The organism is Idiomarina sp. 017G (genome assembly GCF_004362265.1).
GTDB lineage: Bacteria > Pseudomonadota > Gammaproteobacteria > Enterobacterales > Alteromonadaceae > Idiomarina > Idiomarina loihiensis.
In genome coordinates this window covers 38764-59401 of the sequence record NZ_SNWT01000002.1, presented here as the reverse complement: position 1 = coordinate 59401, position 20638 = coordinate 38764, and the positions used below count along the sequence as shown (strand labels likewise).

19 protein-coding genes are annotated in these 20638 nt (G+C 48.1%); 14 read left to right on the top strand and 5 right to left on the bottom strand.

The genetic code is table 11. The features are described from left to right. The first annotated feature begins 9 nt into the window (after positions 1–9). Genes DEU30_RS05415 through DEU30_RS05400 form a run of 4 tightly spaced genes read left to right on the top strand, consistent with a single transcriptional unit; the run spans position 10 to position 2307 of the window. Complete coding sequence (locus DEU30_RS05415; protein WP_011235445.1) at positions 10–567, top strand: YqgE/AlgH family protein; 558 nt, start codon at positions 10–12, stop codon at positions 565–567. After that, positions 564–998 (top strand): Holliday junction resolvase RuvX, encoded by a 435-nt coding sequence (ruvX, locus tag DEU30_RS05410; protein ID WP_011235446.1) that lies wholly within the window; start codon positions 564–566, stop codon positions 996–998. Before DEU30_RS05415 ends, ruvX begins: the two co-directional genes overlap by 4 nt. A gap of 37 nt (positions 999–1035) precedes the next feature. Next, complete coding sequence (locus DEU30_RS05405) at positions 1036–1326, top strand: hypothetical protein (protein ID WP_011235447.1); 291 nt, start codon at positions 1036–1038, stop codon at positions 1324–1326. 21 nt (positions 1327–1347) lie between these two features. Further along, a complete protein-coding gene (locus DEU30_RS05400; protein ID WP_011235448.1) occupies positions 1348–2307 on the top strand; it encodes a hypothetical protein in 960 nt (319 codons plus the stop codon). Here the strand turns inward: DEU30_RS05400 and DEU30_RS05395 are convergent, their stop codons facing one another. Beyond that, positions 2308–3711 carry a PhoH family protein gene (locus DEU30_RS05395; protein ID WP_181813906.1) on the bottom strand — a complete coding sequence of 468 codons (1404 nt, stop codon included), beginning with the start codon at positions 3709–3711 and terminating at the stop codon, positions 2308–2310. A gap of 131 nt (positions 3712–3842) precedes the next feature. Between DEU30_RS05395 and rapA the strand changes: the two genes are divergently transcribed. Genes rapA through DEU30_RS05380 form a run of 3 tightly spaced genes read left to right on the top strand, consistent with a single transcriptional unit; the run spans position 3843 to position 7989 of the window. Next, entirely contained in the window at positions 3843–6503 is a 2661-nt protein-coding gene (gene rapA, locus DEU30_RS05390) for an RNA polymerase-associated protein RapA (RefSeq protein ID WP_114981657.1), read from the top strand. Then, entirely contained in the window at positions 6503–7159 is a 657-nt protein-coding gene (locus DEU30_RS05385; RefSeq protein ID WP_034822079.1) for a pseudouridine synthase, read from the top strand. The genes rapA and DEU30_RS05385 overlap by 1 nt, the downstream gene beginning before the upstream one ends. Positions 7160–7203: 44 nt before the next feature. Next, positions 7204–7989, top strand: a complete 786-nt coding sequence (locus DEU30_RS05380) for a DUF3530 family protein (protein WP_034822076.1) — start codon at positions 7204–7206, stop codon at positions 7987–7989. Between the two features lie 24 nt (positions 7990–8013). On the opposite strand, the gene djlA is transcribed toward DEU30_RS05380, so the two are convergent. The 3 genes from djlA to DEU30_RS05365 are packed head-to-tail and all read right to left on the bottom strand — an operon-like array spanning position 8014 to position 10524. After that, positions 8014–8844, bottom strand: a complete 831-nt coding sequence (djlA, locus tag DEU30_RS05375) for a co-chaperone DjlA (protein ID WP_034822074.1) — start codon at positions 8842–8844, stop codon at positions 8014–8016. Position 8845: 1 nt separating this feature from the next. Beyond that, the gene (murU, locus tag DEU30_RS05370) at positions 8846–9523 is read right to left on the bottom strand and encodes an N-acetylmuramate alpha-1-phosphate uridylyltransferase MurU (RefSeq protein ID WP_034822071.1); all 678 of its coding nucleotides are present in this window, start codon (positions 9521–9523) and stop codon (positions 8846–8848) included. Beyond that, positions 9520–10524, bottom strand: coding sequence for a phosphotransferase (locus DEU30_RS05365; RefSeq protein ID WP_034822179.1), 1005 nt, complete (start codon positions 10522–10524; stop codon positions 9520–9522). Before DEU30_RS05365 ends, murU begins: the two co-directional genes overlap by 4 nt. 137 nt (positions 10525–10661) lie before the next feature. On the opposite strand from DEU30_RS05365, the gene lptD reads away from it, so the two are divergent. Genes lptD through DEU30_RS05330 form a run of 7 tightly spaced genes read left to right on the top strand, consistent with a single transcriptional unit; the run spans position 10662 to position 19309 of the window. After that, positions 10662–12935: an LPS assembly protein LptD gene (gene lptD / locus DEU30_RS05360; RefSeq protein WP_034822068.1), complete on the top strand. Its 2274-nt coding sequence runs from the start codon at positions 10662–10664 to the stop codon at positions 12933–12935. Between the two features lie 11 nt (positions 12936–12946). Further along, positions 12947–14245: a peptidylprolyl isomerase SurA gene (surA, locus tag DEU30_RS05355; protein WP_110014315.1), complete on the top strand. Its 1299-nt coding sequence runs from the start codon at positions 12947–12949 to the stop codon at positions 14243–14245. Next, on the top strand, positions 14242–15234 hold the full coding sequence (gene pdxA, locus DEU30_RS05350) for a 4-hydroxythreonine-4-phosphate dehydrogenase PdxA (protein WP_034822059.1): 993 nt from the start codon (positions 14242–14244) through the stop codon (positions 15232–15234). Before surA ends, pdxA begins: the two co-directional genes overlap by 4 nt. Further along, positions 15227–16093: a 16S rRNA (adenine(1518)-N(6)/adenine(1519)-N(6))-dimethyltransferase RsmA gene (rsmA, locus tag DEU30_RS05345; protein ID WP_114981656.1), complete on the top strand. Its 867-nt coding sequence runs from the start codon at positions 15227–15229 to the stop codon at positions 16091–16093. Before pdxA ends, rsmA begins: the two co-directional genes overlap by 8 nt. Next, on the top strand, positions 16080–16454 hold the full coding sequence (apaG, locus tag DEU30_RS05340; protein WP_114981655.1) for a Co2+/Mg2+ efflux protein ApaG: 375 nt from the start codon (positions 16080–16082) through the stop codon (positions 16452–16454). The genes rsmA and apaG overlap by 14 nt, the downstream gene beginning before the upstream one ends. Positions 16455–16456: 2 nt before the next feature. Further along, entirely contained in the window at positions 16457–17275 is an 819-nt protein-coding gene (locus tag DEU30_RS05335) for a symmetrical bis(5'-nucleosyl)-tetraphosphatase (RefSeq protein ID WP_011235461.1), read from the top strand. 33 nt (positions 17276–17308) lie between these two features. Beyond that, complete coding sequence (locus DEU30_RS05330) at positions 17309–19309, top strand: methyl-accepting chemotaxis protein (protein ID WP_034822050.1); 2001 nt, start codon at positions 17309–17311, stop codon at positions 19307–19309. 93 nt (positions 19310–19402) lie between these two features. Here DEU30_RS05330 and tyrS read toward each other — a convergent pair whose 3' ends face one another. Next, positions 19403–20608, bottom strand: a complete 1206-nt coding sequence (tyrS, locus tag DEU30_RS05325) for a tyrosine--tRNA ligase (RefSeq protein WP_011235463.1) — start codon at positions 20606–20608, stop codon at positions 19403–19405. Positions 20609–20638 lie beyond the last annotated feature (30 nt).

Here is a 20638-nt window from a genome sequence, read left to right as displayed (position 1 = left end):
GGTGAATCGATGAACAGTTTGCAGAACCATTTATTGATAGCAACACCTATGCTGAACGATCCAATGTTTAAACGGACCGTGACCTATATCTGCGAGCACAATGAAGAAGGCGCTATGGGCTTAGTTATTAATCAGCCGGCCGATTTAAGCGTAACCTCGCTGCTGGATAAACTGGAAATTGTTTACCCGGAAAATAACCAGCACTTACAGGGCAGCGTTTATCAGGGCGGGCCTGTAGGCCGTGAGCGTGGCTTTGTGATCCACCCTCCGCAGGACAATTGGCGCGCAAGCCAGAAGATGAGTGACGATATTATGGTGACCACCTCGCGCGATATTCTGGAAGCTCTTGGATCATCGGCTGCGCCACCACAGTTTCTTCTGACGTTAGGTTACGCAGGCTGGGAAGCCGGACAACTGGAAGAGGAGCTAGGGGAAAATTCCTGGCTGGCAATTCCGGCAGACCCGGAATTGCTGTTCAATACACCACCCTCCGAGCGTTGGCAAAAAGCCACCGAGCAACTGGGGTTTGACGTGTGGCAACTGGGGCCGGATGTAGGACACGCATGAGCACAGTAATAGGCTTTGATTTTGGCACCAAAAGTATTGGCGTTGCGGTGGGCCAGACTATAACAGCAACTGCATCGCCTTTAGCAGCCATTACGGCCAAAGAAGGCATTCCCGACTGGCAACTGATTGAAAAGCTGTTTGCCGAATGGCAACCCGAACAGTTGGTAGTGGGCTTGCCCTTAAATATGGATGGCACCGAACAGCCACTAACCCAAAAGGCCAAAAAGTTTGGTAACCGCTTACATGGGCGCTTCGGTTTACCGGTAGCATTTCAGGACGAACGCCTGACTTCGACCTCGGCACGAGAAAGCCTGTTTGCTGAAGGTGGCTTTCGTAAACTGAAAAAAGGTGCGGTTGATAGTCAGGCTGCATTAATTATTGTTGAAGATTTTATGAACGGTTATTTGCCAAAAAGCGATAATTCGTTATAGTGTCGTCAGTAATAAGTTAAAGCGATAGGAGCTGGCCTTGTTTGGTAATGAAGAACCCTATTCAGTAACAGGTAACACCATTTTACTGAAAGATGAAAATAAAAAACTACTTTTAGTTACTGGTCCTCGTTACCAAAACATATTGGTTTCGCGCGGCTCTGTAGAATTAACGGACATGCCGGCTGAGCGTCGCCCGGGTTTCCGGATTGTGACTCTGCAGGAAGTCTTTAAAAAAGACAAAACCTACTTTTTTGTTCGTGCCGGTGGCGTCGAGTATCAAGTTGACCTTAAATTTGAAGACAGCCCTATTACAGAAATGAAGTTCTAGAAATTAACGGGAGTAGCCAGAATGACACATAAACTCTGTGCTGTTGTCTGGTTACTCTTTGTCATCCCCTCTGCCGCGTACAGCCAAAACTTCTTCCAGCTTAACGAAACCGAAAACGATCAACTCGCTTTTTCTTACCAGTGGCGTGATTTCAATGATCGCCAACAGTCATTCAGTTTCCAGGTCGATAAAAAAGAGTTCCTACAGCCGCTGAAGCGTTATCGCGGGTTTAACCGGGAACGCAGTCAACGCGAACTGGCACATCAACTCAACCGTTACATTAAGCAACAACAGTGGCAAGGCATTCAGGCTCGTTTAACCCCGCGCCAGCAGTCCGTTGAGTTGGTTACGGCTAACGCCAGAACAGCACAAAAACAGCAACAACTTAACGACTACAAAAAGCGCTTACGTGACTATTACCATGAGCGCTGGGACGATTATCTTAATGCAAACTTCTACCGCCAGTTGAGTTTGCCTCCGGGTGAGCAGGGTATTATCCCTGATCATCCGGCTATAGCCAGTGAGGTAACTCCAACGCTGAAGCCGTTAATAAAAGCTATTGGTGAGCAGTTAGGTACGAATACACAACGTAATTACATCAACTATGTTGCCAGCTTTATTCAGCAAATACCGTACAACGATTTAAACAGCAAACTGGATAGCCGGGGCGATGGCTTTGTCCCTCCGAATCAATTGCTTTATTACAATCAGGGGGACTGCGACAGCAAAGTCACCTTAATGACATCGGTGATAAAGCAAATTATCGAAACGCCCAAAATGGCCATTATTTATTTGCCTGAGCACGCAGTTTTTGGCATTGCCATTAGTCGGCAGCCCGGAGACACCACAGTTAAACACAAAGGCAATAACTACGTGCTGGTTGATGTGACTGGCCCCGCGGCAATGCCGATGGGCCAGGTTGGTGAAGAGACTAAATTTCAGGTAAAAACTCAGCAATACACTGTAGTGCCGCTAAACTGATTACAAATGCTCTTCCGCAAATTTAGCCAGAGGACTACGCACCACTCCGTTTAAGTTGATGGTTGCGCTACCCGGATAGTCTTTAAACCGCTCAACGATGTAAGTTAGCCCCGAAGTTACGGCAGTTAAATAGTAACTATCAATTTGTGCCAGGTTACCCGACACCACTAATTTAGTGTTCTCGCCACAGCGGGTAATAAGCGTTTTTAGCTGAGACGCAGTTAAATTCTGAGCTTCATCCAGAATGACAATAGCGTTCTGTATGCTGCGCCCGCGCATAAAGTTCAGTGACTTAAACTGAATATTTGCCTTTTTCATAATGTAATTGAGGCTCGACTCCATGCTTTCATCTTGCTTATGCAGGGCTTCCAGCGAATCGGTTATGGCCGACAGCCAGGGTGCCATTTTCTCTTCTTCGGTGCCGGGCAAATAACCAATAGATTCGGCAATTTCAGGCGTATTGCGGGTAACGATAATTTTTTCATAAATGCCCTGCTCCACCACCATTTGCAATGCAGCTGAAAGGGCGAGAAACGTCTTACCACTACCGGCCGGGCCGGTGAGAGTCACCATATCCATACTGGTATCCAGTAAAGCGTGCAATGCCATAGCCTGATAAATATTCTTCGGGTGAACACCCCAGGCTCCATAAGACATCATCCTTTCTACGCTTAAATCCATCAGCGTTACAGTTTCGCTGTCGTATTCTTCCACCCGCGCCGCAAAATTATTGGTTGAGTCAATAATGTATTCATTAGCAAAAACCTGAGGCAGCAATTCGCGACTCACCGTGTGGTAAGCATCGCGGCCTTCCTGCTGCGTTTGGACTTCACCCACCTGCGACCAGAAGTCGCCTTCAAACTTATAAAACCCTTTGGTCAGCAAGCGAATGTCGTCAATAAGCTGGTCGGTGCGATAATCATCAACGTACTTCATACCTGCGCCTTTGGCTTTCAGGCGCATATTGATGTCTTTGGTAACCAGCACCACGCCAGCCGGCGAGCGCTCCCGTTGAATTTCCAGTGCCGCCTGAATAATGCGGTGGTCGTTCTCTGCCAGCGACAACACTGACTCGGTCTGCTCCAGCTGATAGTCGGGGAAAATGGCCAGGGTTCCGTTCGCCGTATGCTCGCCTTGCACCCTGTTTAACGGAACACCAGCAACAATTTCTTCCGGTGTGGCCTCTTTCAAAACCTCCTCGAGCGAGCGAATGGCGACCCGTGCTTCGCGGCTCACATCTCTATTGCGATCTTTTATATTGTCGAGCTCTTCCAGAACCACCATGGGGATAACCACGTTGTGTTCATCGAAGTTGAGAAAAGCGAGAGGGTCGTGCAGAAGAATGTTGGTATCCAGGATAAAGAACTTGCCAGCGTTTGTTGTCATTAGCGCGTACCTTTGCATGTGATTATTCTTTTCTTACAGCTTAGCCTAAAATTCATGACACAACGGTTACAGAAATAAATTTTTCCTCGGAATTGGCGAGCGAATTAAGTACCATTGCGACCTTGGTAAATGGCGCGCGGGAGTGTGTAGTGAGCGAGTTTAGAGTTGGACAGCGTTACCTTAGTGAAACTGAAACCGAATTAGGGCTAGGCATGATCACCCAGGCCGAAGGGCGTCACTTAACCGTGATGTTCCCCGCAACCGGTGAAGTGCGACTGTATTCAGCTCAGGAAGCCCCTCTGGCCCGTTATCAACTGCAAGTACAGCAACAGGGCAAACACGCCGATGGCTGGAGCTTCACAATTCAGGAGCTGACAGAGTCACAGGGTATTGTGACCTACCATGGTTTACGCGATGACAACCAGGAGCCGGTTGTGGTTCCGGAAACCCAGTTATCACATCAGGTGGACAGTAATCCGGCATTAACCCGTTTACTGGCCGGCCAGGCCGACCGCCTGGATATGTATCAGCTGCGCTGCGAAGCCAGTGAACACCTGGCGCATCATCAGGCCAGTGAGGTTGCCGGTTTATTAGGTGTTCGTACCCATTTGCTGCCGCACCAATTGTATATTGCCAAAACCGTTGCCGACCGTTACCACCCGCGAGTGCTTTTAGCCGATGAAGTGGGCTTAGGTAAAACCATTGAAGCCGGCATGATCATCAAGCGCCGCCTGAATACCGGCCGCTCGCAGCGGGTCTTAATTGTGGTACCGGAATCTTTAATGCATCAGTGGCTGGTTGAGTTACGCCGCCGCTTTGCGCTGAACTTTACTCTGTTTGATGATGAGCGTTGCGAGCAGGCGGAAGCCGACAGTGAAAATCCGTTTTTAACTGAACAGCACATTATTATCAGTAGCCGCTTTATGCACGAGTCGCGCTGGAGTCAGGCGTTGCTTGAGGCGGAATTCGATCTGCTGATTATTGACGAAGCGCACCATTTACAGCCCGAGGCACCGGAATTTAGTGCGGTTAAAAGCCTTTGTAAAGCGGTACCCGGCTTGTTGCTGTTAACGGCAACCCCGGAGCAAGAAGGTGCCGAAGGCCATTTCCAGCGACTGCAGCTACTGGACCCGGACAGGTTTTCCGACTTTGCTAGTTTCCAGCAAGAGCAAACACAGTATAAAGAATTAGCAGAACAAGCCGAGTCTGTTACTGACCCGGCAGAACTCGATGACCTGCTGGATAAACATGGTACTGGCCGCGTTATGTTCCGTAACCGTAGGGCCGATATTGGCGGTTTTCCTGAACGCCATTTTCATCCGGTAGAACTGGATGAATGCGAACCCGATGAAGACATGCCCTGGTGGATGGAAGATCCGCGCATTGACTGGTTATTGAATCACATTAAACAGAACCGCTCGGAAAAAGCACTGCTGATATGCAAAACGGCAGAGCAAGTACTGGATTTGTCGGAAGCCTTGCGCGTACTGGCGGGGGTACAGGCGGCAACCTTCCATGAAGGTATGACGCTGACCGAACGTGACCGCTCCGCCGCCTTTTTTGCCAGCGAAGAAGACGGCAGCCCTATTCTGCTGTGCTCAGAAATTGGCAGTGAAGGTCGTAACTTTCAGTTTGTTCATCAACTGATTCTGTTCGACTTGCCAACGAACCCTGACCTGCTGGAACAGCGTATTGGCCGCTTAGACCGCATTGGCCAGCAGCAAAATATTGATATTTACCTGCCTTACTGCAAAGGTTCCGCAGAAGCCATATTGCTGCCATGGTACGAGCAGGGTATGAACGCCTTCTCTCAATGTAATGCGATAGGCCGTAAACTGTACGATGCTTTTGGTACGGACATTGAGCAGGCTGTTGCTGAGCAGAAGCCACTCAGTGACGAGTTGCTGGAGCAGACGAAAGAACTGCACAAAACCTGGCTGGAACGGAACCGTGAAGGGCAGGACAAGTTGCAGGCACTAAACGCCTGTCGTCCTGAAACCGCTGAAAAAATCATAGAACAAATTCATAGCGACAGCGATACCGACACTCTGGCAGACTTTATGATTGCCTTCTTTGACCGTTTTGGCGTGACTAACGAAGTGCTGGATGAAGAGCGCTGGTTTATTCGCCCGGGTGAGCATATGCGTGTCGGCAGCCTGCCGGGACTGCCGGATGATGGCATCACCATAACCTTTGACAGGGTGACCGCACTGAACTTTGAAGATACTGACTTTTTAAGTTGGGATCACCCCATGGTGCAGGCTGCGCTTGAACTGCTGACTGCAGATGACTTTGGCAGCACCTGCGTTGCAGAGCTGAAAAACCCGGCTATTCCGGCTGGCAGCTGGTTCCTGGAACTGGACTTTGCCAGCATAGTACCGGCGCCTAAAGCCGCGGCATTGCAGGAGTTCTGCCCATTGCAGAGTTTACGTCTGTTGTTTAATGGTCAGGGTCAGGAGCTGTCCGCTAAAGTGTCACGCGAGCTGCTGGACCAACAATCCAGCTTTATTGATAAAAAGACCGCGCGACAGATATTGCGTCAGTTACGTGACCCGGCGCAAAAGATTATTCAGTCCGGCCAGCAACAGGCTCGTGAGTGGCAGCAAAAGCAGCTGGATGAAGTAAAGCAAAATGCGCTGGCTGCACTGCAACACGAACGCACGCGCTTGCTGGAATTACGACAGAAAAACCCGTCGGTGCGCAGCAGTGAAATAGAGGCGATAAATTGGCGCGAAGAGCAAATTACGGCGGCGCTGGAGAGCCCGCAGTTATCGCTTCAGGCAGTGCGTATCCTGGTGAATAACCATTAATGACGCTGCTCCATTATCAGCCGCCGACAACGCCATTTCTTCAGGTTATCTATGAGGACAGCCAGTTGTTGGTGGTTGATAAGCAAAGCGGGCTGCTCAGTGTTCCGGGCAAGCGACCAGAACATAAAGACTCGGTTTATACCCGCGTACAGCGCGTACACCCAGAAATAAGAGTGGTCCACCGGCTGGATATGGCAACTTCCGGAGTTCTTTTACTGGCAAAAACTAAAGCCGCGCAAAGTCACCTGAACCGGCAGTTTCAGAATCGCACAACCAGTAAAAGGTATATTGCCCGAGTTTGGGGCAAACCACCTTCTCCGCAAGGGGAAATAGAGTTGCCGTTGTCCTGCGACTGGCCGAATCGCCCGCGCCAGCACATGGATTTTTTCACCGGCAAACCCAGCACGACCTTTTATCGTGTAACGGATTTTGATAACGGTTGTAGCCGCCTTGAACTGACACCTCATACCGGACGCTCACATCAGCTCAGAGTTCATATGCAGGCCCTTGGCTGCCCGATACTTGGAGATAAATTCTATGCACACAGCGATGCTTTCGCTGCTGCTGAGCGTTTATTACTGCATGCGGAATACCTTGGCGTAACCCATCCGCAAACCGAACAACCTATAGAGTTTTTCAGCCCCGTTCAGTTTTAGCAATTTGCACTCAAGCTAGCGCCGCTTCAGCCGATACAGGCTGCATGAAGCGCTATCTATTAATTCTGCTGGCGGTTGTTTTCATCAACCCCGCAGTAAGCCAGGACGACCTAGAACGTTATTTGCCGCAAGACCAGCTCCATTGGTTAACCGGAAATGACGGCGAACGCTATTTGGCGTTAAAGAAAGAGTACTTGCAGGCCTTTGAGCGCGGGCAAATGGTGCTTTTACCAGATTGGTACTACCATCCACTGCAGTCTTTTTATATTCGCCCGGTTTATGAAAACGCACCGGATTTTGGCTGGACCACCTGGGCTTTAACCCCGCCCGACAACGACATACGTACAGACAATTTGCAGACACCTGCTACGACAACGCATTTCCCTGAGGCTGCAGACGAAGAGGTCTTTACGGCACCAGTGAATGCTTTGCAGCAACGCATGACTCTGCTGCTGAACGAAACCCTGGACCGCCCGGGCTTTTCTGTATGGGTAGTAGAAGGAATTACCGCAGACATAGCCCTGCGTTTGCTGGAAAGTGAGCCTTCAATAATGCCCGATGCTATTGTATTGGTTAACGCTTATGTGCCTCAGTTTCAGTATAACCGCACTCTTGCTGAACGCATTAGCCAGTCGCAACTGCCGGTTCTCGATATTCGCAGTGCGGAAGCTAACCGTTGGGTGAGTGAACACTGGGCCTTGCGTAAAAAACTAGCGAATAAATACCAGCACCCAGCGTACCGCCAGCGTCAGCTGGTTAATTCCGGTAACACCGGGCAGCGTGAATTAATCTCTACTATAAAAGGCTGGCTGGAATTTCACGGCTTTTAACCTTTCCAGTTTTAACACCCTTTTTTAACGGACGCCGCGCTTTTCTTTGATCTTCTCATAAGCCGCCTGAATGTCCTGAGCACGTTGCTGAGCCTGCTTCATTACCTCTTCCGGTAACCCCTTAGAAGCCAGCTTGTCCGGATGATGCCGAGCCATTAATTTACGATACGCTTTCTTAATTTCGGCGTTACTGTTTTGAGCTGTTACGCCAAGCACTTCATAAGCGTTATTTATTTCATCCTGGCTGGTGGTTTTTCGCTGTTGCTGATGCTGCTGCCGACGATGCTGATGAAAACGAAAAGCCGCTTTTTCCATCATCAACCACTGGTCCAGCTGAAAACGAGTAAACCCAAGGTGCTTAGCCACGTTAACCAAAACTTCATGCTCTGACTTTTCCAACACACCGTCATTTAACGCAAGACCAATCAGCTGCTCCATAAAAAGCTGCAGAACATCGCGGTTACCGTAAAAGGAGGCACTAAAATCCTTCATGACTTGTTGCAGAGGAAACGTCGGCTCTTTACCTTCGCGAAAGGCTTCCTGTGCTTCGCGGGTCGCGTCCTGATTTAAATTCAAACGACGCATTAGCTCCTGAGCCTGAGAAATATCGCTAGTGGTGACTTTACCTTTTGCCTTAGCAACGTGGCCCATTACTGCGAACAGTGTGTAAATAAAATTAGCGTCCCCGGCGGCTTGCTCTGCCCCATACAAAAAACGCCCCCAGGCGCCTTTTTGGGAAAAGTCCTGAGCCATGCCCCGATCAAACCAGTGACCAATGAGCGCCCCCAGAATAGCACCCGGCCATTTCATAAACGCAAAGCCAGCCAGTGCGCCGACTACCTTTCCCCAAACCATGTTATTTCTCCAGCCGCTGGTTAACTTGATGCAGGCGTTCCGGTGTACCTACGTCTGTCCAAAATCCATCCTGATGGCTTGCTGCCAGTTGCTTCTTATTAATTGCCCTGTCGAAAAAAGGCTTTAATGCCCGTTTCCCCTCAGGGTATGGCGCCAACAGTTCTTTGCGATACAGACCAACACCGGAAAAAGTTTTACGGGCATCATTCTCATTTTCCCCATTAACCAACAATCCATTTTCAATAGCAAAGTCACCATTTGAATGATGAATCGGATTATCCACCATAATTAAATGTCCCAGCAGCCCTTTTTCCAGATCCGTTGGTAAATCCCGGTAATCCCAGTCTGTCCAGATATCACCATTAATAACCCAAAACGGGTCATCTCCGAGCAGTGGCAAGGCTTTAATAATACCCCCTGCAGTCTCAAGTCCACCCTCAGGTTCCGCAGAGAATGAAACCTGCAGACCCCACTGGCTGCCGTCCCCGACAAAATCTTCAATTTGCTCACCATGCCAGGCATGATTAATAACCACTTCATTAACACCTGCGTTTGCCAGCTTTTCCAGGTGATAACCCAACAAGGGTTTTCCCGCTACCGGCAACAAAGGCTTTGGCTGATTATCCGTTAACGGGCGCATTCTACTGCCCCGTCCGGCAGCTAAAATCATCGCTCTCATAGGCTGTCCTTCCAGGCTGGGATAATGCGCTCACGCAACCAGCGGTTGTAATTTGAAAGCTGCGGATAGTTAGCACTTACTCGCTGCAAATACCCGAGGGTTCTGGGCACATCCTGTAAATAGCCGGGCTTATGATCGCGATGCGCCAACCGGGCAAAAATACCTGCCGCTTTGGTGTGCCGCTGCAGCCCCATCCAGTCAAACCAGTGTTGCCATTGTTGTGGTTCAACCTGCGCCGCTAAGCAGTCAGACTCAACCAGATGTTGCCTTAACCCTTCACTCAATTCGTTGACCAATTCCTCTGGCCACTCAATATAGCAGTCGCGTAGTAACGACACCGCGTCATAGGTCACCGGACCCAGCACCGCATCCTGAAAATCGATAATACCAATACGGTCATCGTCCAGCAGCATTAAGTTACGTGAATGAAAGTCCCGATGCACTCCCACCTGCGGTTGCTGCAATGCGTTATCAATCATTTGTTGGCTAAACTGACTCCAAACTTCATCGTCCCCGGTATGCCAGTCTAAGTTCAGGTGATGTTTTAATAACCAGTCCTTAAATAAAGAAAGTTCACGTTCCAACAAAGCGGTATCGAAAGCGGGCAGCTCACCCTGCTCAGTCCGGCGTACCGACATAATGTTAGGCAGCGCGGTAAGTGCCTGCTGGTAGTATTGCCGCGCATTTCGTGGATGCAGTTTACTCAGCAACAGTATCTGACCAAAATCGGATTGCAGCATAAAGCCCTGTTCTAAATCCGCCGCAATAATCTCTGGCACAGTAACGCCGGCTTCAGAATAGGCTTGTGCAACGGCCAAAAAAGGCTTCATTGGTTCTTTTTCGGGAGGACAGTCGACCGCTATCAGGCTTTCCTGGCCATTAGTTGCCCGAAAATAGCGACGGAAACTGGCATCACCGGATACAACTTCTAAAGTTGGTTGTGAAACACCTGTCTGGGCTTCACACCAAGCCTGCAGAGCCACTTCTCGTTTGTCTTCCAAAATATCCTCCACCAAATTTGTCGCAAAGCCTTAAAACTAGCAGTGTACCAAATAGCGAAACAAACAAAATTGCTTTATTATACCCTCGCGCTGCAAAACAGAATAAATGCATTTAACAACAACGACGGAAGATTAAATTGCTGCAACGGTTTATTACTTCGCTAATGCTACTGCCCTTTCCCGGCAGCGCGCTAGCGGCTTTACAAAATCAAGACGCACCACAACACATGACTTGCACCGTGCCTCAGTCTACTGAGAGTACGATTACCGCCGTCCAGTTGCAGGAAACCGATGCAGGAACTATTGGTGTTGAATCGCGTAGCGCCGAAATTCTGGCCAATGAAAAAGCGTATTTTACCGGTAACGTCATCATTCAGCGTAACGGACAGTGGCTTTCAACTTCAAAAGCCACTATCGATCAGCAGCGGGGTGAGATTATCGCCTCAGACGGCATTACTTTTAATGACGGCTATTTAAGCGTTACGGGTGATTCGTTATCGCTAGACTTAAACGATGACGAGGCCAAACTCTACAACAGTGATTACCGACTGCGAAATCATAACGCGCGTGGCCACGCAGAGTTGCTTTCATTGTCCCGGCAGGAAGTTTTATTACAGGACTCAAGCTTCACCACCTGCCCGGGCGAGACTCCGGCCTGGCAATTACGCGCAGAACGTATTCAGATAAATGAAACCAGCGACTTCGGTGAAGCCTGGCACGCCCGATTTGAGTTATTCGACGTACCGGTGCTTTACTTACCGTATTTTAATTTTCCATTGAGTGACGCGCGTAAAACCGGTTTGCTCTACCCCACGTTCGACTCATCATCAAACAGTGGTTTTGAAGTAGAAGTTCCCTACTACTTTAATATTGCTCCCAATATGGATGCGACAATAGCTCCGGTTTATATGTCCGAGCGCGGCACCATGATGAAAGGCGAGTATCGCTATTTATTTGAGCAAAATGCCGGACAATTCAATTTAGAATATTTAGGCAATGACGACACTCGCATCGCAAATAAAAAACGCTACCTTTGGCACGTTCAGCATTCGGCGCAAATAAACCAGGACTTGAGTTTTTACCTGGATGCGACCGAAATTAGTGACGACAACTACCTGAATGACTTTGGTAGTGATTTTGCAGGCCGGGCTGACACTCACTTATATCGCGTAGCCCAGCTTGATTACGACAACGAAAACTGGACCGCACAATTACGTACCGAAGACTACGAGCTTATTGGCGACTACCGCAGCCCCTATCGCACACTGCCGCAGCTTAGTATCGATTACAACACTGGCGACTTCACCGGCTTTAGCGCCAGCTTATACAACGAACTAACCTATTTTCAGAATCAGGATCAGACCCGCGAATACGCGACCCGGGCACATATAGAGCCGAGCATTCAGTACCGTTTTGAGAAGCCTGCTTTTGATACAGAAGCCGAGCTTTCTTATCTTTATACGCGCTATTGGCAGGAAAGCCCGGACAACAAGATTGCTGAGGAAGTTTCACGTGCGCTTCCCCGCGCTCGTGTAAGGGCTCGTTTGCATCTCGAGCGAGCCATTGAACTGGGTGACAGCCAGTACCGTCAAACCCTGTCGCCGCAAATTCAGTATTTGTATGTGCCCTATGAAAACCAACAGAACATCGGCATTTATGATACCTCTTTATTGCAGGACGATTACCACGGGCTGTTCCGTAGCCGCCGTTTTTCGGGGTTGGATCGCATCGCCGAGGCTAACCAGATAACGTACGGTGTCAGCAGCAGCTTATTCACTCAGAATGAACGCGAAGTGCTGCGAGCCAGTATTGGGCAAATTTACAATATTAATGACAGTCGTACGCAACTGTTTGCCAGCGATGAAGAAACCACAACCTCCAGTAACAGTGAGTGGGTTGCCGACATTAACTGGGCTGTTGATGAGAACTGGTCAATACGCAGCTCAATTCAATACGATACGGAACTTAACACCACCCGTAAGAGTCAGACCGCGGTAGAGTTCCGTAAAGATGAATCAAACTTGATACAGGTCAGTCATCGCACCGCAACCAACATTCTGAACAACGATATTGAACAAGTTGGAACGCAGGCAGTTTGGTCAGCAAGTTCGCGCTGGCAAGTCGCATCAAATGTCTTTTACGATCTCACACATGATCGTTTAAATGATGCTATGGTGGGCATTCAATACAGCAGTTGCTGCTGGGCCTTACGGGTTAGCGCGTACAGACGCATAAACCGTGATCTTGAGCCGGCTTTTAGTGCGACTCAGATAAACGGCGAAACTCAATTTGACAATGGCATTAGTATACAATTTATTATCAGCGGTTTAGCTTCTGATAGCAGTGGTCTAATTAACATGCTTGAGAAAAGTACGTACGGTTACCGCCGTCCTTTTTATCTCAGTAACTAGTGGTAGGTATAATGAAAAAAATTGCATCGTTTTGTTCAGCAGCTGTGCTGATTGCATCGTCTTTTTTGCTGAATAACACCGTTCAGGCTCAGCAAATACTGGATCGCGTTGTCGTCGTAGTCGATGACGGCGTAGTGCTGCAAAGCCAGATTGACCAACTTATCCAACAAGTTAAGAACGGTCAGAACTTCAACTCGAGTAACGCGCCTTCAGACGAAGTTCTGGAAACTCAGGCTATAGAACGCCTGATTCTGCAGGAAATTCAGTTGCAAATGGCTAACCGCATGGGTATCGAGATTGACGACAACCAGTTAGAGCAAGCCATCAACGAAATAGCAAATAACCAAGACCTTACAACAGCTGAGCTTCGGGAAAACATGGTCAGTAGTGGTATGAGCTGGGCAGCCTACCGCGAAAATATTCGTAACGAATTGGTTATCCAGCAAGTTCAACGAGCAGCTGTACAGCAACGCGTTTCTATCACACCGCAAGAAATTAATAACCTGGTGAAACTCATAGAGAGCAACCAGGAAGTTCAGACAGAGTATCGTTTGGCTCAAATTCTGATTTCCGCTGACTCAAACTCATCACAAGCCGAACTTGAAAAAGCCAAAGAGCGTGCCAACACAGTTTTGAATTTACTGGACAAAGGTAGTGACTTTGCTGACTTGGCGGTACGTTCCTCCTCCGGTTCTGCGGCATTGGATGGCGGTGACCTGGGCTGGATGACAGTTAATGGCATGCCGACCTTGTTTGCGGAAGCGGTAGATGGGAAGTCTGTAGGTGACGTTGTCGGCCCAATCCGCAGTGGTATCGGCTTTCATATTTTGAAAGTACAGGACAAGCGCGGAGAGCAAACAGTCGAAGTACAAGAAGTTAAAGCACGTCATATTTTAATCAAGCCTTCCGTTATTTTGTCAGACAACAAAGCGAAAGAGATGCTCAATCAATACCGTGAGCAAATTGCCAATGGCGAAAAGACTTTTGCTGAACTTGCACGTGAACATTCAGCTGACCCTGGTTCGGCCTCTCGTGGCGGCGATTTGGGCTGGGCTCGTCCCAATAAATACGCACCAGAATTCAAGCAAAAAGTAGAAAGCATTGAACAAGACACAATAAGTGAACCGTTCAGCACACAGTTTGGCTGGCACATTGTAGAAGTTACCGGTCGCAGAACTCTGGATGCCACTGAAGAAAACAAGCAAGAACGCGCATACCAAATGCTGTTTAGCCGTAAATTCCGCGAAGAGCTTGATAACTGGCAGCAAGAAATTCGCGACCAGGCGTTTATCAGAAGAGTTGCTGAGTGAGTATACCAACTCTTGTATTTACACCGGGTGAGCCGGCAGGTATTGGCCCGGACTTAATTATAAAAATAGCGCAGCAGCCCTGGTCGGCTGCTGTCGTTGTCTGTGCAGATAAAAATTTACTAAAACAACGCGCCGAGCAATTGAACCTTCCTATTACCTTGCACAGGTATAGAAAAGGTGAAGAACTGCCGCAACATGAACCCGGACATCTTTGGGTAGAACATATTCCAGTGTGCGAAGACGTGACTCCTGGCGAGTTATGTACAGCCAACGGTCATTATGTGGTTGATTGCTTAAAAAGAGCCTCTGACGGTAATCTCTCAGGCGAGTTCGATGCCATTGTTACCGGCCCTGTACACAAAGGTGTGATTAATCAAGCCGGCGTGGCGTTTTCAGGACACACTGAATTTTTAGCTCATGAAGCGAACTGCAATGATGTCGTTATGATGTTGGCTACAGAAGGCCTGCGTGTGGCGCTGGTCACGACTCACATTCCGCTGGCCTATGTGGCAAAAGCCGTTACCGCGGAGCGTCTGACCAACATTATTACCATACTGCATAACGACCTGACTAAGAAATTCGGCGAGTCGTCGCCCAAAATATTGGTTTGCGGATTAAACCCTCATGCGGGAGAGTCGGGACATTTAGGCAGGGAAGAAATAGACATTATTATTCCGGTTCTGGAACAACTTAAAAAGCAAGGCATGAACTTGCACGGCCCGTATCCCGCAGATACCATTTTTCAGCCAAAGTACCTTGAAGATGCCAGTGCGGTAGTTGCTATGTATCACGATCAGGGTCTTCCGGTGCTAAAATATAAAGGTTTCGGGCAGGCCGTAAACATTACACTCGGGTTACCTTATATCCGGACTTCTGTTGATCACGGTACAGCACTTGAGCTGGCCGGGTCTGGCAAGATTAGCGACGGTAGTTGCCGCCTGGCAATGCAGACCGCTATAGATATGGCAAGAGCAGCGTATTATGAGTAAAAACCAAGGTGGGAATAAACACCAGGGCGGAAGTAAAACCCACTTGGGCCACCGGGCACGTAAACGGTTTGGCCAGAACTTCCTGAATGACGACTATATTATTGAGCAGATTGTTGATGCCATTAACCCTTTGCCCGGTGAAAACCTAATAGAAATTGGCCCGGGGTTAGCAGCACTAACTGAGCCGACAGTAGATCGCAGTGGCCATTTAAAAGTTATCGAAATTGACCGTGACTTAGTTGAAAGGCTTCAGCATCACCCTTTTTTAAGTTCAAAACTGGAAGTGATTCAAGCCGATGCGCTAAGCATAGATTTTAGTCAGTTTGCCAAAGAGAGTCCGGCACGAGTGTTCGGTAACCTGCCCTATAACATCTCCACGCCGCTTATCTTTCATCTGCTGAAGTTTGCCGATGATGTAAAAGATATGCACTTTATGCTGCAAAAAGAAGTGGTTGATCGCTTAGCAGCAGAGCCCGGCTCAAAAAGTTATGGCAGAATCAGCGTCGGTGTACAGCAAGCCTGTAAAGTCACTCCGGTGGTTGCTGTCCCGCCATCAGCGTTTACGCCGCCACCGAAAGTAGAATCATCGGTGGTTCGGTTAGAACCCTATGCCGAAAGCCCTCACCCAGTTAAAGATAAAGCGCAACTGCATAGCTTATGTTTGACAGCGTTTAACCAACGCCGTAAAACAATAAGAAACAACCTTAAACAGTTGGTTCCTGCGGAGCAGCTGGAAGCCCTTGGTATTGACCCGGGCGCAAGGCCGGAGACGCTCTCTGTAGACGATTACTGCAGGATATCCGACTGGCTCACTGAACACTCGCTCACAAAACAAGCGGAAAAGAATGACAGTCAGTAACATTACAGTAGAGGTTAAAACACAATATTTAGCGGCGCAGTCAAACCCTGATGCCGGACAATATGTGTTTTCTTACACCATAACCATAACCAATGAGTCCAGCCAGTTAGTGCAGTTGCTTGCCCGCGAATGGCGAATTACCGACGCTGACAGTAAAATAACCCGAGTGGCTGGAGATGGCGTTGTAGGACAACAGCCTAAACTGGCTGCCGGTGAATCATTCAGTTATACCAGCGGTACCGTTCTGGCTACGCCTATAGGCACTATGGAAGGGCATTACCTAATGATAGATGAACAGGGCTCGCAGTTTAAAGCACCTATTCCTTCGTTCCGGCTGGCCATCCCTAATATTATTCATTAATTATGAGCAATTACGTTGTCGGTGATATCCAGGGTTGCTTCCGCGAACTTGAAGCTCTGCTTACCCAAGTCAGTTTTAACCCTGCAAACGACTCTTTATGGTGTGTAGGTGATATTGTCGCGCGCGGCCCCAGTTCGCGCGATGCGTTGCGTTTTTTCTATGAAAACAGTAACTCGGTACACAGCGTATTAGGTAATCACGATTTAAACTTAATGGCAGTGTTGCTGGGTTATCGGCAGCCTAACCCAAAAGACAAACTCAATGCGTTATTAGAAGACAGTGATCGCTATGACTGGTTAGAGTGGTTGCGTCACCAACCTTTGATGCATCAGCTAGAAGAGCACAATACGGTAATAACTCACGCTGGTATTTACCCATGGTGGACACTCAAACAAGCCAGTCAATACGCACAGGAAGTGACAAAAGTTCTTACTGGCAATGAGTTTAAAAACTTTATGCAGCAGTTATTTGGCAACTCGCCGGAAAAATGGGACTCAAGTCTGCAAGGTTTTGACCGATACCGTTTTATAGTGAACGCGTTTACCCGAATGCGTTACTGTAATCCGGAAGGTGAACTGGATTTTTCCCAAAAAGATAATCCATATGAACGTTCATCGCAGGATTCGTATAAGCCATGGTTTAACTTTTGGTCAGAATCCGAGAATCGAGTATTATTCGGGCATTGGGCTGCGCTAATGGGCGAAACCCGGCGTCAGGATGTGATAGCGCTGGATACTGGCTGTGTCTGGGGTCAGTATATGACGTTATATAGCGTTGAGAATAAAACCTTCTTTCATGAACCGGCTTTGACCGGAAAGTGACAATAATAATTATGCAGTGCTGAGGAAAGTTTCATGAAAATTACTGTTGCCATGCGAGTTATCGGTGGTTTTGCCATCATTACTTTGCTGTTACTCATCATTAGCTTAAGTTCGTTGTTTAATATCAACAGCATCGGCTCGTCGGTTGATAAACTCAACGATGAGGCGGTACCGGCACTGAATCAAGTTTCGGCTATTAAAGTCGATATTCTTGAGCTAGGAACTGTTCAGCTAGAAACCTTCTATGACGAAAGTTTAGAGCAGGTCGAAGCTCACAAAAAAGAGTTCAACGAATCTAACAAGTTGCTTTTTTCCTCTCTTGAGGAGCTTAAAAAGCTTATTCAAGGTAACGGTCAGAGTGACGAGATTAACGAGCTTGAAAAAGACTCACGCCAGTACATTAACTTGATAGACCGCCTGTTTAGTCAGCACAGCGAATATCTGGAATTACAAAACGTTACCGCTTCTCAGTTAGATGAAATTGCATTCAATATCGATGATGCGGCTATTATGCTGCTGGACACCATGGATGCCTCTAATAACGAGGTCATCTCTCGTGAAGCCAACAACATCGAGTCTTCGCTGTCCAGCCTTATCACCTTAATGTATGACTTGAACAAAGCAAATAAGTTAGACAGTGCCGAAATCATCCGCAGCGAAATTGATATTAATATCGACAGCATCCGCCCGCGCCTTCAGGTATTAGACGACGAACCAACAGGGGCTGCCGGGACAATGGTTGACGACGCAATTGCAACCGTTCGCGATGCGCTCGACAGCCTGCAGGGTGCAGGTTCTTATCCTGACAATGTCATTCGTCGCCAGCAGCTGCGCGTTGACTCAGAAGATTCACTTAATAAATCAGAAGTTCAGTTAAATAAATTGATGGGAAAAGCCGACCGTTTGCAAACTGCGGTTCGCGGAATAGCCGATGGCACACGGGTCTCAGTAACAGATTCTATCTCTACCAGTAGTTGGCTCAATAGCATTATCACCATTATTTCTATTGCTCTGGCTGTGCTTATTTCATGGTACACCGTACGTAGCATCAGCCGTCCATTGTCACGCGTTAACCACATGCTGAACATTATGGCGGATGGTAACTTAACCGAACGTGTTGACTATAACGCTCAGGACGAATTTGGTGAGCTCGCCTCAAACACCAATAAACTGACCGGTAATTTACGTAAACTTATTGAAGGTATTGCGAACCGCGCCACTCAGCTGGCTACGGCCGCGGAGCAATCTTCCAATGTTTCTGACGAGACAACTAACGCCATTGACGAACAACGCCGTCAGATTGAGCAAGTAGCCACGGCCACTCAGGAAATGAACAGTACGGCCAGCGAAATGGCCGACGGTGCAGAACAGGCCTTACGCGAAATTCAGCACTCTGATGATGAAGCCAAACGTGTTCGTCAAATTTCAGACAAAAACCGTGCGACTATCGAAGGCCTGGCTAGTGAAATTAAAGGCGCTTCGGAAGTTATCGATCAGTTGTCAGAAAACAGTAAAAACATTGGTGGCATTCTGGATGTTATTCGCGGTATCGCCGACCAGACCAACTTGCTTGCACTGAACGCGGCCATTGAAGCGGCACGTGCCGGTGAGCAAGGTCGCGGATTTGCGGTTGTTGCTGATGAGGTTCGCACTCTGGCCAGCCGTACTCAAGAGTCCACCGAAGAAATTCAGGATATGATTGAGAATCTGCAGAATGACTCTCAGCGAGCGGTTACCGTTATGAATAAAGGCCGCGAGCAAGCTGAACTCAGTGTGCAGCAGTCCGATGAAGCAGCTCAGGCACTTCAATCTATTACTGAGTCAGTGCATCAGGCGTCTGACAGCAGTAACCATATTGCTAATGCAGCGAAAGAGCAAAGCAGTACTGCGCAGGATATCAGCGAGCGTCTTGAGTCTATTGTTTCCATTGCCGAACAAACGGCTTCTGGTTCCAAACAAACAGCTCAAGCGTCTAACGAAGTCGCTAAACTGGCCGATGAGCTCCAGGACTCAATTAAGAGTTTCAGAGTCTAAAGTAAAAACCTCTGAACTGCAGAAACGGAAAAGGCGCCTTTTAAAGGCGCCTTTTTATATTTTACGGTTTTATTGCCTTAATAATTAACGCTGTTACGCCGTTAAGTTAATTTTAGCGAAGCGACGTTTACCTACCTGATAAACTCCAGAGTCTTTTTCTGTGCACAGATAACGCGAATCGCTGAATTTCTCGCCATCCACTTTAACGGCATTTTGTTTTATCATTCGTAACGCTTCCGAGGTGGACTCAACCAAGCCGGCTTCTTTTAGCACATTACCTATTGCCATTCCCTCAGCTCCGACTTGCACCGTCTTTTCCGGAATATCGTCCGGTAAAGCATTTTTCTGGAAACGCTGAATAAAATCCTGTTCGGCTTTCTCAGCGTCGTCTTCCGAGTGAAAGCGAGCGATGATTTCTTTTGCCAGCAAAACTTTCACATCACGTGGGTTTTTGCCGTCGGCTACAGCCGCTTTCAGCTCGTCAATTTCAGTAATGGAACGAAAGCTGAGTAACTGGAAGTAACGCCACATGAGCTCATCTGACACCGACATAATTTTACCAAACATGTCATTTGCCGGTTCCGTAATGCCAATATAGTTATTCAGCGATTTTGACATTTTCTGCACACCGTCCAGCCCTTCCAGTAACGGCGTCATAATGACAGTTTGTGGACGCTGCCCTTCTTCTTTTTGCAGTTCGCGCCCCATGAGCAGGTTGAAGCGCTGGTCGGTTCCGCCAAGCTCAACGTCAGCTTTTAATTCAACCGAATCCCAGCCCTGAACCAATGGGTATAAAAACTCGTGAATAGCTATCGACTGATTGTTCTGGTAGCGTTTTTTAAAATCATCACGTTCTAACATACGGGCTACAGTCTGGCGCGCAGCCAGTTTAATCATATCGGCCGCCCCCATTTTCGACATCCATTCGGAGTTAAAACGGATTTCGGTTTTAGCCGGATCGAGAATTTTAAAAACCTGTTCTTTATAAGTTTCAGCGTTAGCAATAACCTGTTCCGTGGTCAGCGGCTTTCTGGTCACATTCTTACCTGTAGGGTCACCTATCATGCCGGTGAAATCACCTATAAGGAAAACCACTTTATGACCAAAGTCCTGAAATACTCTCAGCTTGTTGATTAAAACAGTGTGTCCCAAGTGTAAATCAGGTGCCGTTGGGTCAAAGCCAGCTTTCACTGTCAGTGGCTTACCACTGGCCAACTTCTCAGCCAGTTCCTGCTCGAGTAAAACTTCTTCGGCACCGCGAGTAATCTCGGCAATAGCTTCCGCCACTTCGGTTTTCATCCTCATCTCCAACTGTAAAAACTCATAAAC

Bases quoted from the DNA above. Each gene is read 5' to 3' on its own strand.
- murU (WP_034822071.1), bottom strand. From the start codon at position 9,523: ATGAGAGCGATGATTTTAGCTGCCGGACGGGGCAGTAGAATGCGCCCG.
- DEU30_RS05380 (WP_034822076.1), top strand. From the start codon at position 7,204: ATGAAGCGCTATCTATTAATTCTGCTGGCGGTTGTTTTCATCAACCCC.
- djlA (WP_034822074.1), bottom strand. From the start codon at position 8,844: ATGGTTTGGGGAAAGGTAGTCGGCGCACTGGCTGGCTTTGCGTTTATG.
- DEU30_RS05335 (WP_011235461.1), top strand. From the start codon at position 16,457: ATGAGCAATTACGTTGTCGGTGATATCCAGGGTTGCTTCCGCGAACTT.
- DEU30_RS05330 (WP_034822050.1), top strand. From the start codon at position 17,309: ATGAAAATTACTGTTGCCATGCGAGTTATCGGTGGTTTTGCCATCATT.
- DEU30_RS05395 (WP_181813906.1), bottom strand. From the start codon at position 3,711: ATGCAAAGGTACGCGCTAATGACAACAAACGCTGGCAAGTTCTTTATC.
- DEU30_RS05385 (WP_034822079.1), top strand. From the start codon at position 6,503: ATGACGCTGCTCCATTATCAGCCGCCGACAACGCCATTTCTTCAGGTT.
- tyrS (WP_011235463.1), bottom strand. From the start codon at position 20,608: ATGAAAACCGAAGTGGCGGAAGCTATTGCCGAGATTACTCGCGGTGCC.
- rsmA (WP_114981656.1), top strand. From the start codon at position 15,227: ATGAGTAAAAACCAAGGTGGGAATAAACACCAGGGCGGAAGTAAAACC.
- ruvX (WP_011235446.1), top strand. From the start codon at position 564: ATGAGCACAGTAATAGGCTTTGATTTTGGCACCAAAAGTATTGGCGTT.
- apaG (WP_114981655.1), top strand. From the start codon at position 16,080: ATGACAGTCAGTAACATTACAGTAGAGGTTAAAACACAATATTTAGCG.
- DEU30_RS05415 (WP_011235445.1), top strand. From the start codon at position 10: ATGAACAGTTTGCAGAACCATTTATTGATAGCAACACCTATGCTGAAC.
- surA (WP_110014315.1), top strand. From the start codon at position 12,947: ATGAAAAAAATTGCATCGTTTTGTTCAGCAGCTGTGCTGATTGCATCG.
- DEU30_RS05400 (WP_011235448.1), top strand. From the start codon at position 1,348: ATGACACATAAACTCTGTGCTGTTGTCTGGTTACTCTTTGTCATCCCC.